Origin of the sequence: Shewanella goraebulensis, from assembly GCF_030252245.1 — a bacterium.
In the GTDB taxonomy this organism is placed as follows: Bacteria; Pseudomonadota; Gammaproteobacteria; order Enterobacterales; family Shewanellaceae; genus Shewanella; species Shewanella goraebulensis.
The window spans coordinates 883081-898257 of sequence record NZ_CP126972.1; the positions used below are offsets into that span (position 1 = coordinate 883081).

At 41.6% G+C, this 15177-nt stretch carries 7 protein-coding genes; 5 read left to right on the plus strand and 2 right to left on the minus strand.

Annotated elements, in window-relative coordinates; translation table 11 throughout:
• Nucleotides 1–9: 9 nt before the first annotated feature.
• A complete protein-coding gene (locus QPX86_RS03680; protein WP_285164231.1) occupies nt 10–939 on the minus strand; it encodes a polysaccharide lyase family 7 protein in 930 nt (309 codons plus the stop codon).
• Between the two features lie 299 nt (nt 940–1238).
• On the opposite strand from QPX86_RS03680, the gene QPX86_RS03685 reads away from it, so the two are divergent.
• The 5 genes from QPX86_RS03685 to QPX86_RS03705 all read left to right on the plus strand — a co-directional run bounded on the left by QPX86_RS03685 (nt 1239) and on the right by QPX86_RS03705 (nt 13050).
• A complete protein-coding gene (locus QPX86_RS03685) occupies nt 1239–2789 on the plus strand; it encodes a polysaccharide lyase 6 family protein (RefSeq protein ID WP_285164232.1) in 1551 nt (516 codons plus the stop codon).
• A 39-nt stretch (nt 2790–2828) separates the two neighbouring features.
• Nucleotides 2829–5396 carry a polysaccharide lyase domain-containing protein gene (locus QPX86_RS03690; RefSeq protein WP_285164233.1) on the plus strand — a complete coding sequence of 856 codons (2568 nt, stop codon included), beginning with the start codon at nt 2829–2831 and terminating at the stop codon, nt 5394–5396.
• Between the two features lie 87 nt (nt 5397–5483).
• Entirely contained in the window at nt 5484–6257 is a 774-nt protein-coding gene (locus tag QPX86_RS03695; protein WP_220752665.1) for a hypothetical protein, read from the plus strand.
• Nucleotides 6258–6819: 562 nt separating this feature from the next.
• Entirely contained in the window at nt 6820–10527 is a 3708-nt protein-coding gene (locus QPX86_RS03700; RefSeq protein ID WP_285164235.1) for a response regulator, read from the plus strand.
• A gap of 144 nt (nt 10528–10671) precedes the next feature.
• Nucleotides 10672–13050: a zinc-dependent metalloprotease gene (locus tag QPX86_RS03705; protein ID WP_285164236.1), complete on the plus strand. Its 2379-nt coding sequence runs from the start codon at nt 10672–10674 to the stop codon at nt 13048–13050.
• Between the two features lie 113 nt (nt 13051–13163).
• Here the strand turns inward: QPX86_RS03705 and QPX86_RS03710 are convergent, their stop codons facing one another.
• Nucleotides 13164–14972 carry a protein kinase domain-containing protein gene (locus tag QPX86_RS03710; protein WP_285164237.1) on the minus strand — a complete coding sequence of 603 codons (1809 nt, stop codon included), beginning with the start codon at nt 14970–14972 and terminating at the stop codon, nt 13164–13166.
• Nucleotides 14973–15177: the final 205 nt, after the last annotated feature.

Consider the following 15177-nt stretch of genomic DNA (forward strand, 5'->3'; position numbering starts at 1 on the left):
ATAGCCTAACTATGGAGCATGAGTCACCTTGAGTTCGGTAAAGCCAACTTCAAAAATTTGTCCAGCATAATCTGATGAAGTGACAATTTGCGGATAAATACCGGCTTTAAAGTAATATTCTTCATTAAGCCAAGCTGTATCTAAAGTGTACTCTTTACCATCGTTAGCAATGACGGGCTCGCCCCACTTTAATAATTTCTGAGTGCTAATGCCTGAAATTATCGTTGTCAGTGTTATGCCAGCAGTATCGACTTCAATTGCATATTGCCAATCTTCGTAAGCTTTAGCTGTACCAAGCTCAATACTAAATGGTTGGCAGCTATCACAAGTTTGATTATCGGGTTTAAAACTATCATTTAAGATCACCCTGACAGGCTTCTCGCTACCTTCCCATAGGACTTTAACTAATGCTTGTTTGATATCTTTACCATGTACTTGGCCGACGATGACTTTAGGACTAACCGACGTTATCTGTGGGTACTGGATAATATTAAGCGAAGACTCTAATTGGTGTTTACCGCTGATCGCCCAATTCTGATTGGTCGCAGAACAAGGGTTTTCTGTATCAAATCGATAAAGCTCTCGTAATTCTGAGCGAACATATTGAGTATTAGGCGTGGTCGCGCCATCCATTCCTAAATCAACATTAAACACCATTTGCTGTGGACTTTTCTCAGTCCAGAAATAGGCAATGTCGGTATCGTTAGATAAGGTTTGATTATTACTGCATGTGGAGGGTTTGAGTTCTGCTGCGCTTGTCCCCCCTGAACCATAAAAGCTGTCTTTACTCTCAGGAATAGTCAACTTCCATTGCTCAATGGTCCAATTACACGTTTCGCAAGGAGGCTCTTCAGGAGGCGTTTCAGGTGAATCAGAAGAACCTGAACAACCTAAAAGAAGTATAAGTAATACATTAGAGATAAATATACGCATTAACATAACGATAACCTTCCTTATTTGTAAGACAATATATCTTACTTTTTAAAACAAATTTGTGGGAGAAATTTTTAATATTATACTCAATTAGTAATCAATTAATGAGATTGTTGTTAATTCCTGTGGTTAAACTTTACCCTGAAAGCTCTATTGTTAAAGCTTTTTTCACTTGGGTGACAAAAGATAATCAATTTTATACTCCTAATTAGTTAGTTTATGAACAATCTCACAGTTTTTCCTACCAAAAGATTAATAATACAAATAAGCTTGTGTTAAATAATACAAATGGGAAAGGGGAAAGTATGAAAAAGCGTATTATCGCTTCAGCTATTTCTTTGGTATTGCTGGCAGGTTGTGCAGCTACCGAGCCTGCGGTTGATGTTGTGGGGACAGCAACAATCACAGGACCAATGGTTGAGCAAAATAATAAAAGTGCTATTGATGCGACATCTTTGCAAACAGCAGATGCTGCCGCATTAAAAGATAAATTACTCACACTCCAAGATGGCGAAACACTCGTCATTGATGCTGGCAAATATGCCAACCTTGGTAAGTTTGATATCAAAGCAAACAATGTCACCATTAAAGCGGCGAATCCTGGCGAAGTTTGGTTTACAGGGCTAGTGCAATTTAATTTACGTGGAAATAACATTACTTTAGACGGTGTCGTATTTACCGACGGTGGCCCAGCTGAAAGAATGGGCGGTGTGGTTTTCCGTGGTGATAATAATACGCTGACCAACTCTACTTTCTACTTCTTCAACGACGATTACCTTTATCAGCCAGACGATAAACGAGCTGAATACCCTAAATACTTGTGGATTTCTTTATATGGCAAGCACAACAGCCTAATTAACAATACTTTTGAAGGTAAACATAAACGTGGCACCCTGATTGGCGTGCAGAAAAAGAAAGGTGATAACACGCCTGATCACCACACCATCAAAGGTAACCTTTTTTATAATCAGCAACATAACCAGTTTAATGAGTTCGATAACCCTGATGCGGTGCGTTATAACTCAAACAGCTGGGAAGCTATTCGTTTAGGTGATTCAAAGAGTTCTATTTATGCTTCGAAAACCTTAATTGAAGGCAACTTATTCCTCAAGTGTGACGGCGAAACTGAGTTAGTTTCTCTTAAATCTGGTGGCAATACATTAAGAGGCAATACCTTCGTTGATAACGCTTCGATGATTTCTTTGCGCCACGGTACTAATAACGTTGTCGAAGATAATGTGATTTTAGGTAATAACAAAAAGCAGTCAGGCGGTATCCGCTTTTACGATGCAGGCCATATCATTCGAAATAACTATATTGAGCGAGTCATGGGGACAGGTGACGTCCGTGGTGGCATTGCGGTAAATACTGGTATTACCGATGTCGAAAATGGCGAGACCTTAAATAACGATGTCAAAGGGAAAGAGCTAAATAAGCAAGCTACGCCTTATAAGGTCAGCATCGAAAACAACACCATTGTCGACTCTCGTCAAAACATTCTTTACTCCACCAAAACTCATCGTGTCAGCCTATATGACAACGCTAAAGTCAGCACCATATTTGCAGGGACTGATATCAGTTTTAAGAACAATTTGTCTTATGCCAAAGCGTCTAGAACACTGACGTTAAAAGGCAACGATAGTGTGGCGCCGCTCATAAATCCTACCTACGAGAATGACTTATATTTTGGCCCAGTGTCAGGTATTGAGCTTCCATGGGATGGCGTGATTTACCGAAATCCTAAGCTACAACGTGCTGAAAATGGCTTGCTAGAAGCGACCAATTTTGATGGTGGCGCAAAAGGCTTAAAAGTTTTAACCACTCAAGATACAGGCGCTAGTTACCGTATCAAATAATAACAAGATGAACATTAAACTCATTAATGGGGCAGTAAAATGAGAATTAAAAAACTATCGGCTTTAGTGGCCATTGCTTTATCTACAAGTTTATTAGCAGGTTGTGATTTTTATGATGAACCACCAGGAGACGGCGGTACTGATCCTGGGTTACCACCAGTAGAAACACCAGATGTGGCTGATGTTGTTGCATCAAGCTCTGCTGAATTATTAGCGGCTATTGATACAGCAACTGCGGGTGATGTGATTGGTTTAAACATTGCTGGCACGTTTGAAAATGTCGGCACTGTGATCATTGATAAAGCGATTACCTTAATTACCTCTGATGCAGAAGGTGCAATTGATGATCCTGTTGCTGGTGAGCAAGCTGTATTATCGGGCGCAATTTGTATTGATATTCCTACAGAAGCAGCTGAAACATTACGTGGTGGCAGCCAAGCACGCATTTCAAATATTGGCTTTGAAAACATTACCATGGATAGCTGTGGTAGCGGTGAAAGCACATCAAATTCAGTTATTAACATAGGTAAAGTCGGTAAAGATAAAACGCCGGTGATTCTTGATAATTTAACCTTTGATGGCACAGGCTTTGAAGAGTCTACAAGTGACAGCGCAGCTTGGGTTTACTCTCGTGGGTTAGTGAACATTTCTGACAGTGTATTTACTAATAAATCTACCGATGCACAAAGTATGCTTTACCTGAACTGTGGTAGCTCTGCATCACGCGGTGGCAGTTACGCCAATGATACTGGCTCAATAATGACGGGTAATACTTTTGCTCTCGCAGAAATTAATGCCAATGATGCAACAAAAGCCGCCACTATTGGTGTGCCAAGTAACTTAGGTCAAGAAAATAAAAACTGTGCAGCAACATTCACAGACAATACTTTTGAGAAGTTTGGTTTCTTAATAAGTGAATCAAGTGACCAATCAACTGCACTTTACGATGTGTTTGGTGATACTACACAGTCAGATAACCTTTTACCTGATGAAGAGACGGACCCTGGCCTTCCACCTGTTGACCCAGGAGTGGTCAAAACTGTTGATGAATTAGTTGCGGCTATTGAAGCTGCAAGTTCAGGTACCACAATCAATTTAGACGTTGCAGGTGACTTTGCTAATGCTGGCACCATCGTTATAAACAAAGCGATCACTTTACAATCTACCGATGCTGAAGGTGTGGTGAGCGAAACTGAGCAAGCGGTATTCTCTGGCGCTGTTTGTATCGATATTCCTACAGAAGCTGCTGAAGAGTTACGTGGTGGTAATCAAGCCAAACTGACGAATATCGCTTTCGAAAACATCGTGATGAGTGATTGTGGTTCAGGTGAAAGTGCCTCAACCTCTATCATTAACATTGGTAAAGTCGGTAAAGACAAAACAGCGGTTATCCTTGATAACTTAGCTTTTGATGGCAGTGGTTTTGAAGAATCAACGGGTGAAAGTGATGCTTGGGTTTATTCACGTGGTTTAGTGGATATCTCTGACTCAGTATTTGCTAATAAATCTGCTGACGCGCAAAACATAGTTTACCTCAACTGTGGTAGCTCAGCCTCTCGCGGTGGTGATAACACAGACCCTCGCGGTTCAATCATTTCTGGTAGTACTTTTGGCTTAGCTGCAGAAAATACTTCAGGGATGACCATCGCTGCAACTATCGGTGTGCCAAGTAACTTAGGCCAAGAAAATAAAAACTGCGGCGCAGAGTTCTCTGAAAACACCTTCGATAATTTCAATGAGTTAATCAGTGAAACCAATGACATTTCTACTGCACTTTACGATGTGTTTGGTGACACCACTGAAACCAATAACACAGTGACTGGCGGCGGCACAGATCCAGAGCCAACATACCCAGAAAACGTTGAAGAAGTGAATGCTGCAATTCAAGCTGCAACAGCAGGCACCAGCATTACTTTAGGCGCAAGCTTTGAGTATTCAACAGGCGTTATCACTATCGATAGAGCGATTACATTAACAGGTCAAGATGGGGCAGCTATTTCTGGTAGTGCTTGTATTGATGTGATTGATGGTGCTGCAGGCGCAGAAATCTCTAACATCGCATTCAATAATGATTCTATTGCTAAATGCGGGATTACAGATGATGCCAAAGAAGCGGTAATTAACATTCAAAAAGTCGGTGAAGATAACATGCCGATAGTGCTCAATAACCTTTCATTTGATGCATCAGGTATTACTGAACAAGATCAAATCGAAAACAAAGGTGCTTGGATACGTTCATACGGTTTCATCAACTTAACAGGTAGTGAATTCCTTTCTCAAAGCCGTAACTTACAAAACGACATGGTCAAATTGACTTGTAGCTCAAGTAAAGGCCGCATGGGTACGCTAATTGATGGCAATACGTTCAGCATTATTGGTGACGGCAATAAAGAAACCGCTGCAGTTAAAATCGGTGACTCAAGTGGCGGCATTATTAAAGATGCAGACAACGAGAACACCTGTGCTGTGACGGTGAGCAATAACACCTTCACTGACTATACCCTTGAAGCAGTTAATGACGTAGGTACAGGTGAACGCGATGCAGCCATTTTTGCTCGCCTGCCAGCAGAAAGCACCAACGTATTCACTGATAACACTCACAACTAACTATTCCGAGAATTGTTAATTGATATTGAAAAGGCATGTGCTGCGCACATGCCGGGTATTTAACTACCTACAGGAAGATATTTTAAGATGAAAAAATCAATTTTAGCCTTAAGCGTATTAAGTTTAGTGAGTGGTTCAGCATTAGTCAGTGGCTCTGCATTAGCGAATAGCACCATCACAATGAAGTGGGAACATAAAGTCGTGGATGGTCGTACTGATCGTCCTAAAGTCGAATTCAGTCACAGAATGGACAATGGTTTCATGTTCGGCTTTGAACAAGTTTGGCAGTATGATCGCAGCAAATCAGAACTTGAAACAGGTTATGCACCTGAGCAGTATGAGTTCACGATCAAAACAGGTTACCGTCATCGCTGGGGCGATCGTAATGAGCATGAAGTCGGCCCTATTCTTGATTATCAAATTAAAGAAAACGCTAAGAAAATCCGTTATGGCGCATTTTATGGTTATCGTTTAACAGAAAACTTCCGCATGAAAGTACGAGCGCGTTACTCTGAAGATTTAGATCGTTTGAGCCTTAGCAGTGGCGTTTACGATGACGCTGTGGGTAAAGAGATGCGTTACGATCTTTGGTTAACTTATACGTGGAATGACTTCAGATTTGTCTGGGATGCGATTTACAAAGACAAGCTAGATGATAACGTCTTTGATAACAATGAAGGCAATGTTTGGGAGCATGAATTAAGTGCCGAATACCGTTTACCTGATGCTCGTGCCCACGCTTTTTATGGCAAGTTTAAATATAAAGCTGAATTGCTCAAAAATAGTCACTTAAACAGTGAATATGATTGGTATGGCAAGCGTGATAACGCAATAGAAATTGGTTATAAATACCGCTTCTAATCCTGTTTAGCGATATCTAAAATTATTAACCGATGATGCTTGGGCATCATCGGTTTTTTCGTTTCAAGCTAGGATCTTTTGTTCTTTATAGTTTAGATTTCGTTCTAAATAAAGGCTAGCTAAACGAGGTGAGTGGATTGCCGCCTAGTTATCTAAGCAAATTTGCTTCAAAAACAACAATGAAAGACCATCTTGCCAATGTGATTGATAAAGGCAAAGCTTGCACTCTGATGCGGGATAATTTTAAAATTTGAAGGTGAACTTGCATAAATAAGACATTCAATTTGGTGGTTTCATCTATCACGATATTAGGAATCAGATTTCTTGGTATTAAAGACTATTTGACCATGAATCTATGGCGATAATTTGCTATGTTTTAGTAGCCATGAATAAACTCAGTAAAGTGACACATTTTATAACGATTGATCTAGGTTATTCATGTGCTTAAGAATGCCTTCCTGATAACATGTATAAATCAATAAGAATTAAATAAAAATAAACTAGAGTAGCGCTTCTCCATTTTTAGAACATCGACGCTATTGAGTAAACCAAAGGGATTTCAATGAAATCGACCGAGCCAGATTTACATTTAAAATCGCTTATTCAACGAAAGTATAATCGAGCCGTTTTTTATACCTATATTGGTGTAATTGTGATGGCGCTATTATCGGCTTGGATGCTGTTTGAACGCCAAAAAACACAATTAATTAAAGAGCGTGAAGAACAGGTTTTACGCCATGTACTGCAAATCGATTTATTGCTTGAGTCCAGTATTCGCGCGGTAAAAAGCTTGCGAAATGTGGCTGTTGATAACTTACGTTTGGGAGAGCTCGTTCGTAAAGACCGCTTACCTCAATACGAAAAGTTCAATGAAGATGGTCAATTCTTTACCTTAGAACCTAGCTATGCAATCAGTGGTGAACCGTTCACTAACATGGGACGCATCACTGGAATGGGCTCGTTAGATGGTCGCAGTGACGCTTTCTATCAAGAACTAGAAATGCTATTTGAATTATCGTTATCTTTTCCGGTTGCCAAAGAAGCTGCGCCAAAAGCATCGTCAATTTATTACATCTCGAAACAGCGGATTATGTCGTCGTTCCCTTGGTCTACAAACGAATCACGCTTTAGAGAAGAACTGCTAAACAAGAAACAATTCCAACTAGCGACACCAGCGATGAACCCCCAACGCAGTGTATTTTGGCGTGAAGCCTATGTAGATTTAGCTGATCAAGGCTTGCTCACCACCCTTGGTTTGCCGGTATACCTAGAAGATGATTTTATCGGTTCAATTAATCTAGATATGACACTGGCATCCCTTGCTAAGCAAATGCGGATGTACTTTAAAATGCCTGGAACAGTGATATTGCTGGATCAATACAACAATATCCTCTCTCATAGTGATTTTGACGCTAAAGATATGAACCGTGTTTATCATATCAGTCAACGAATCCCATCAGAGCTTCATTCTCTACCTGAATCAGAGCTATTCGATGCCCACGATGGCATATTGCGCAATGGTTATTATATTCACTCAGTTGCCCTGCAAAACCCGCCTTGGCGTTTACTGTATCTACAAGATGAAGACGTGTTATTCCAAGATGCTTGGGACAAGCTAAAGCTGACCTTCTTGCTAGTGGTTTTAGCGCTGTCGGTATTGGTGACGATTGTTCACTGGCAGACCCGCCGCTCATTCGTAAACCCAGCGTCTCGTTTATTAACTCACTTAGAAGCGTGCTCTCGTGAACCCATTGCTGCACCGAAAAAAATCACTGAAGGTTGGGAGCCGTGGTTTTTATTGGTGAGTCGAATTTTTGAAGAAAACAAACAATACACTCGACACTTAGCTGAGCAAAACAAACGCTTGGATAATTTGGTGGCGCGGCGCACACAACGTTTACGTGACACCACCGAACGACGTGAACGAGAGTTTGCATTACTGCGTTCGCTGATTGATTCGATCCCAGAGGCTATTGTTTATAAAGACAAGGAAGGTAAGTATTTAGGTTGTAACAAATCTGCTGAATACATGCTGGGTTGTAAAGAAAACGACATGGTTGGCCAGATGTCATTAGCGACTACCCATGATCAAGGCGATAGGATCCGCGAGGAAGACCAAAAAGTCTTAAGCGATCGTTCATTACTGCGCTATCAAGAAAAAGTGGATATCGGCGGTAAAACCGTACTACTCGATACACTCAAGCTGCCTTTTTACAATCGTCGTGGTGAGTTATTGGGTCTGATTTCGGTATGGCGTGATGTTACCCGTGAGTACGAATCGGCCGAGCAATTACGTTTATCAGAAGAACGTTATCATTTAGCGATGGATGCGGTAGAGGATGGTTTATGGGATTGGTATTTAGACTCTGAACAATTGATCTGTAACCCTGCGTTTTACTCAATGCTGGGCTATAAACCGAATGAATTTCCTGCGCTGATATCATCAACGGATGCACTTATTCATCCTGATGATCGCATGCGAGTTGAAGAATATCGTAGTGGTTATGCTAAAAAGCCTGAAGGTACCTATGAGATCGAGTATCGAATGCGGGCTAAGTCGGGTGAATATCATTGGGTGTTATCACGTGGTCGCGCGGTAGAATTTGCTGAAGATGGCCAATCAAAACGTATGTTGGGTACCCATAAAGATATTACTCGTCAAAAGAGTAACGAAGTGGCCTTGCTAGAAGCCAAACAAGACGCTGAATTGGCGAATATGTATAAGAGTGAATTCTTAGCCAATATGAGTCATGAAATCCGCACGCCAATGAATGCCATTATCGGTATGTTGCAGTTAGCTCAGCGAACCCAGTTGACGTCGCAACAACAAGATTATTTAAATAAAGCCGGTTTCTCTGCTCAGTCATTACTGCGGATTATTAATGACATTCTCGACTTCTCCAAAATTGAGGCGGGTAAGTTAGAGCTCGAGCGAGTGTCATTCCCGCTGGATAAAGTGCTTGATCATGTCATTGATATGAACGCGCAAAAAGCCCAAGAAAAAGGGGTTGAGTTACTGCTTTATGCACCAGTGACAGCAGGATTAATTCTAAATGGCGATCCACTGCGTTTAGGCCAAGTGTTGGTGAACTTACTCTCTAACGCTGTTAAATTTACTCAAAACGGTGAAATTGAGCTGGGTTGTGAAGATGTCGGTGAGCGTGATCATCGCATTACCCTTAAATTCTGGGTCCGTGATACTGGTATTGGAATTAGCAAAGAGCAGCAAGCTAAATTGTTTGATGCCTTTTCACAAGCCGATGGTTCAACCACGCGTAAGTACGGCGGAACAGGTTTAGGCTTGTCGATTAGTAAACACTTAGTGTCGCTAATGGGCGGTACGATGGAAGTGTCATCTGAGCCGAACCAAGGCAGTACTTTTAGCTTTAATATTAGCTTCGAAATTGCCGAAGAGAATGTCGTTGCGCCATTAGTGGTACCAGAGCAGTTGAATAATTTGACCACGTTGGTGGTCGATGATAATCCAAGTGCTTTACAAATATATTCAACCGTAATGAGCGACTTTAGCTTTGAAGTTAAGACCGCACAAAGTGGCGCTGAAGCACTTGAAGTATTAACCCATTCGTCAGTGGATTTATTGCTGCTAGATTGGATGATGCCTGAAATGGGTGGCGGTGATGTGGTGGATATCGTTGATGAAATGGTCGCAGATGGTCGACTGAAAAAACGTCCTGTTATTATCTTAATGACTGCTTACTCAGCTGAGCCTTTAGAAGCTGAGTTTGATGAAAAACGCGTGTTTGCAATATTACAGAAACCTTTTAAAGCTTCAGCCCTGTTTGATGAGATTATCGGTGCGTTTGCTGCTGAGCCTAAGCTAAACGTTGCACCAGTTGTGGAAGAAAACCCGCAGCAAACCAAAGAAGCTGGCTTAGTGTTATTAGTGGAAGATAACTTTATCAACCAACAAGTGGCGACAGAGTTACTTAAGAGCGCAGGTTATGAAGTGGTGCTAGCTGATAATGGTCAAATAGCATTAGACATCATTGACACTAAAGCTTTTGACGCTGTGTTGATGGATATTCAAATGCCAGTAATGGACGGTTTAACTGCCGCACAAGAGCTACGTAAGCGTTATTCTAGTGAACAAATGCCTATTATTGCGATGACAGCACATGCGATGTCGGGTGATCGAGAAAAGAGCTTAAAAGCGGGTATGAATGCCCATATTACTAAGCCTATTGTTTTGAATGAGTTATTTGATACGTTAGAGCATTGGATAGATTACAAGAATAGTCACAAGTCGTAATCATGCAAACAGCGTAAGCTTCGTTCTAGTTATTGTCTAGTGCCGATCTAGCTCTAGCTTAGCGCTGCTATTTGTATTAACTTGCTTAACGCTTGCACAGTTAAAACGTGAGTAACCCTGTTTTATCGAATTGGAGATAGTTGAATGATCCGCCACAGCATTGCACTTTCATTGGTATTAACCGCAATACCCGTTATGACTTACGCGGCTACACCTGCGCAAGAAGTGATAAAAAAAAGTGAGAAAGCCAGTGGGTTTATTAACTTTTACTATCAAACCCAATCTGGTGAGTTGTTTTTAGAAGCCAAAAAGCTTAATCAACCATTTTTGATGATCACCAGCTTGCCCCATGGGGTAGGCTCAAATGACATTGGTCTGGATCGTGGTCAATTAGGTGAAACTCGAATGGTACAGTTCGAGCGCCAAGGGCCATTCATTCTATTAAAGCAGTTAAACACCTTTTATCGAGCTAGTACTGATAATCCCGCCGAACGATTTGCTGTTAAAGAAGCATTCGCAGAATCAGTTTTGTGGCGCGGAAAGGTCTTAGATGGCAAAACGCCCTTAGTCTCAATCAATAATTTAGTCCTTAACGATCTTCATGGTGTAGCGCAACGTTTTGCTGATACCAAACAAGGCAACTATAGCTTAGATACCTCGCGTTCAGTCATTTTGGAACAAGGTATTAAGTCCTTTGAGAAAAATGCAGACGTGGATGTATTACTGACATTTACTAGCCAGAAAGAAGGCGAATACGTTCGTCAAGTAACTCCTGATGGAAAATTTGTATCGGTGCGCATGCGTTACTCGTTTGTCGATTTACCTGAAGAAGGTTATCAGCCCCGCGAATATCAACCCATGAGCGGTTATCTATCTGGTGAGTACTTTGATTACTCTGCACCGATAGACTCACCAGTGAGTAAACGTTATTTACTCAGACATCGTTTAGAAAAAGTCACTCCAGGTCTTGCACCTAGCGAAGTAGTTAAACCTATTACTTATTATCTCGACCCAGGTGTGCCAGAACCTATTCGCACAGCGTTACTTGATGGCGCTCGCTGGTGGGAAGAAGCTTTTACTGACGCAGGCTTTATTGATGGTTTTAAAGTAGAAATGCTACCTGAAGGTGCTGACCCACAAGATATTCGTTATAACATGATTCAGTGGGTACACAGAGCGACCCGTGGTTGGTCATATGGCGCGTCAATTAAAGACCCTCGCACAGGCGAAATCATTAAAGGACATGTGACGTTAGGCAGCTTGCGAGTGAAGCAAGATCACTTAATAGCACGTGGCTTAACAGCTGGTTGGGAAGACAGAAAAGATGCCAGTGATGCATCGATGGCATTAGCGTTAGCCCGTATTCGTCAATTATCAGCTCATGAAATAGGCCATACTATTGGGTTGGATCATAACTTCGCATCATCTACTAATGACAATGCTTCGGTGATGGATTACCCACATCCTAATGCCACATTAAATGGCGATAAAATTGATATATCGACACCTTATTCAGAGGGTATTGGTGAATGGGATAAATTTACCATTGCCTATGGTTATGGTAATGAAGCCAGCATGGCTGAGTTAGTGCGTCAGGCGAGAACTCAAGGTTTACGTTACATTGGTGAGGCTGATTCACGTTCGCCTTCATCTAGCCATGCCTATGCGAGCTTATGGGATAATGGTGCATCTGCCGCCGATGAGTTGACTCGGTTAGAAAAAGTTCGCCGTACTGCCATTGAGCAATTTAATGCCCAAGCGCTGCTTGAAGAGCAACCATTAGGTGAGTTGAGTGATGTGTTTGTACCAATCTATTTGTTAACTCGATATCAAATTGATGCAACTGCTAAGTGGATTGGTGGCAGTGACTACAGCTACCAGCAACAAGGTTCGGCGGAGCGTTGGCATTACCTTTCTCCTAAGCTGCAACATTCTGCATTAGCCTCATTGCTAGATGTTATATCAGCCCAAAGCTTATCAGTTCCAGCTGAAGTGACAGAGATGCTAGTGCCTAAAGCGGGTAACTATCGCAAAACCCGCGAAAGCTTTGACTCTGGTATTGGGGTATTAACCGATCCTATTGGTATGGCGGAAGTATTGAGCCGTCAAATTGCAAACAGACTTTTGGCACCTGAGCGCCTAAACCGAGTAAATCAAGGGTTTATGGATGATTCAGAGCAGTTATCGGTTGTGAGTTTAGTGGATAAATTGCTGGCGAAAACCGTGTATCAAGACTTGCAGCGAGGCCAATTATTAGCAGTACAAATGCGGGTAAATGCAGTGGTATTGGATGAAGTATTAGCCAGTTATCATGATGATAAAACATCAGCTGAAGTCAAAGCGCAGTTACTGGCGAGACTTCACTATGCTGAAAAGCAATTAAAGCGCCGTAGTAATCGCGCCAGTAATTACCAAGCTGCTCATTTTGATTGGTTATTACAAGGACTAGCTAAAGGATTAGAGTCGAAAGAATATCGCTTTATTGCTCAGCCGCTGAAAATGCCTCCGGGCTCACCAATTTAATCGATTAAAAGCCTCATTTTAAAATGAGGCTTTTTTGTTTCTGGTCTTTAAGTCATTGTTAAAACGAATTTATTTTAAGGCTATCCCCTTAGAAGCTTGTTTTCTAGAAGCTATTAGTTATGCGCTTTTTTAGGATTTTTAGGATAAAAATGCTCAGCTTTACTGTCGATATGTGAAAACTGACGGGTATTTTTATAAGGAAGTTTCATAAACCCTGATACTCCATGGCCTTGAATCTTTGTGGCATGATGTAGAATTCGATCGAGTGAAGCGCGAAAAGCGGCCTGTTTACGTGGGTTTAATAACCGCAAATAACTGTGCACTTTTAAGTGGTTAGGAAGCGCTTCAAAGATGATACAACCGGTATGATGAATTTGGTTAATCCAGCCCAATTCGGTCATGATTTCAGTTGGCAGCTCTAAATTTTCTTCTGGATCTTTGCCGTCTTCAAAGTAAGAGTGTAATCGCGAACGCCCTTCAGATGCTGGGACATCACCGACTTCAAAACTTAACTGCGCATCATTTACCATTTGATAGGGCTCTGATGCATTTTGTCGTTCAAGGTGTAAGGTATCTTTAGCATTAAAAAAACAAGCTTTAAACACCCCGATACGCTTAATACCGCGGGCGAGGGTAACCATATTATTGACCGCTTTTATGAGTACATCTTTGGTTTCAGGGTCATAAATTGCAAGGTTTGAATCAATATAAACCCCACTTTTACGCCAATGAATCGCTAAACCTCCCACAATAGGGTACTGGGCTAATTTACCCACAGCAGCGACAAAGCCTTTTTCGGTATCGCCCATGCCGGCTAAGAAATTTCGGTAGTACTTCTCTAGTTGTACGTCGTCCATTTTGGCAATGGGATCTTGGGTGTTGTGTTCTTTTAAGAATGATTTTCGCGAGCTATAACTTACCGTTTCAACTTGTTTCTGTTTTGGCAGTAGCCACAGTGGAATATCTTCGTGAAGTGGCTGAGTTTGTAAATCAGGCAAGTGCATTCTGTGGTTATGTCGCATACTTTTTAAAAAGTAATCGCCAGCAAGGTTTTGTCTTTCGACATCATCACTGAGCATGCCATCTAGTGTGCGCGCAAGTTCAATGGGCAGCCCCAAACTACTTGCGGGTATCACTTTACTGCCAAAGCGACTGATTTGCCCTGAAGCCAATGCATATAGGGTTGCAGCTACACCTTGCTCATCAAACCGCGGGCTGGACAGTGCGCCGTTAAGTTGTTCAGAACCAATAAAGTATACGTCGCCCATTCTGGCATTGGTATGGTGTTGATCGCTCGACATCAAAGACATCACGTTATCTTCAACGGCCTTATTATGTTCATCACGTTGAGCAAAGACTGCTGATCCCCAGTCGATTAAAGACAGGTGATCATTTTTAATGTCATAGACTAAATTAGAGGGCTTAATGTCACCGTGCACAAGACACTTACCAGTGCGAAGGTAATAAAGTAGGTTGGCTAATTGGCGAGCAATACTGACAATCATTGCCACTGGCAATACGCCCAAACGATGACAAATTTTATCTAAATCTTCACCCTGTGCTCGTTCCATTACCATAATGCCTTGTTTACCGACTCGCTCAAATTTGATGCCGCTTGGTACATTAGGGTGGACTAACTGACTAAGCATAAAAGCTTCTTCTTCAAGTCGGTCTTGGACACTGCGAGGCAGGGTTATACGAGAGAACTTAAATACATGGGATTCGCCAATGTCGTTGGTGCCAGCAAACACGAAACCATAAGCTCCTTTACCAATAAACTCGATATCGGCATAACCGAGCTTACTAAGCTGTTGATTACATAGTCGGATCCAAGCGCGATGTTTTCGAGCATCTTCAGCTTTTAATAAATAAACAGATTGCTCTTCATTGATATAAAAGTGTTGTAGCTGAGGTGTTTGCACTGGGTACTCCTGTTAGCTAACTCATCGGCGTAATGAATTAGAAACTCCATAAACTCATATTTCGATTTATCAGGCAAGGCCTTAGATAACTTTTTACTATTATTCATCAGTAAAAAGCAAAATGATCGATAGAACGGCCGCAATTAGGCCTAAAGTGAGTTTTATATTAGCTATTGCGGGTAAAGCTGCCTATCTCAAAAAAACG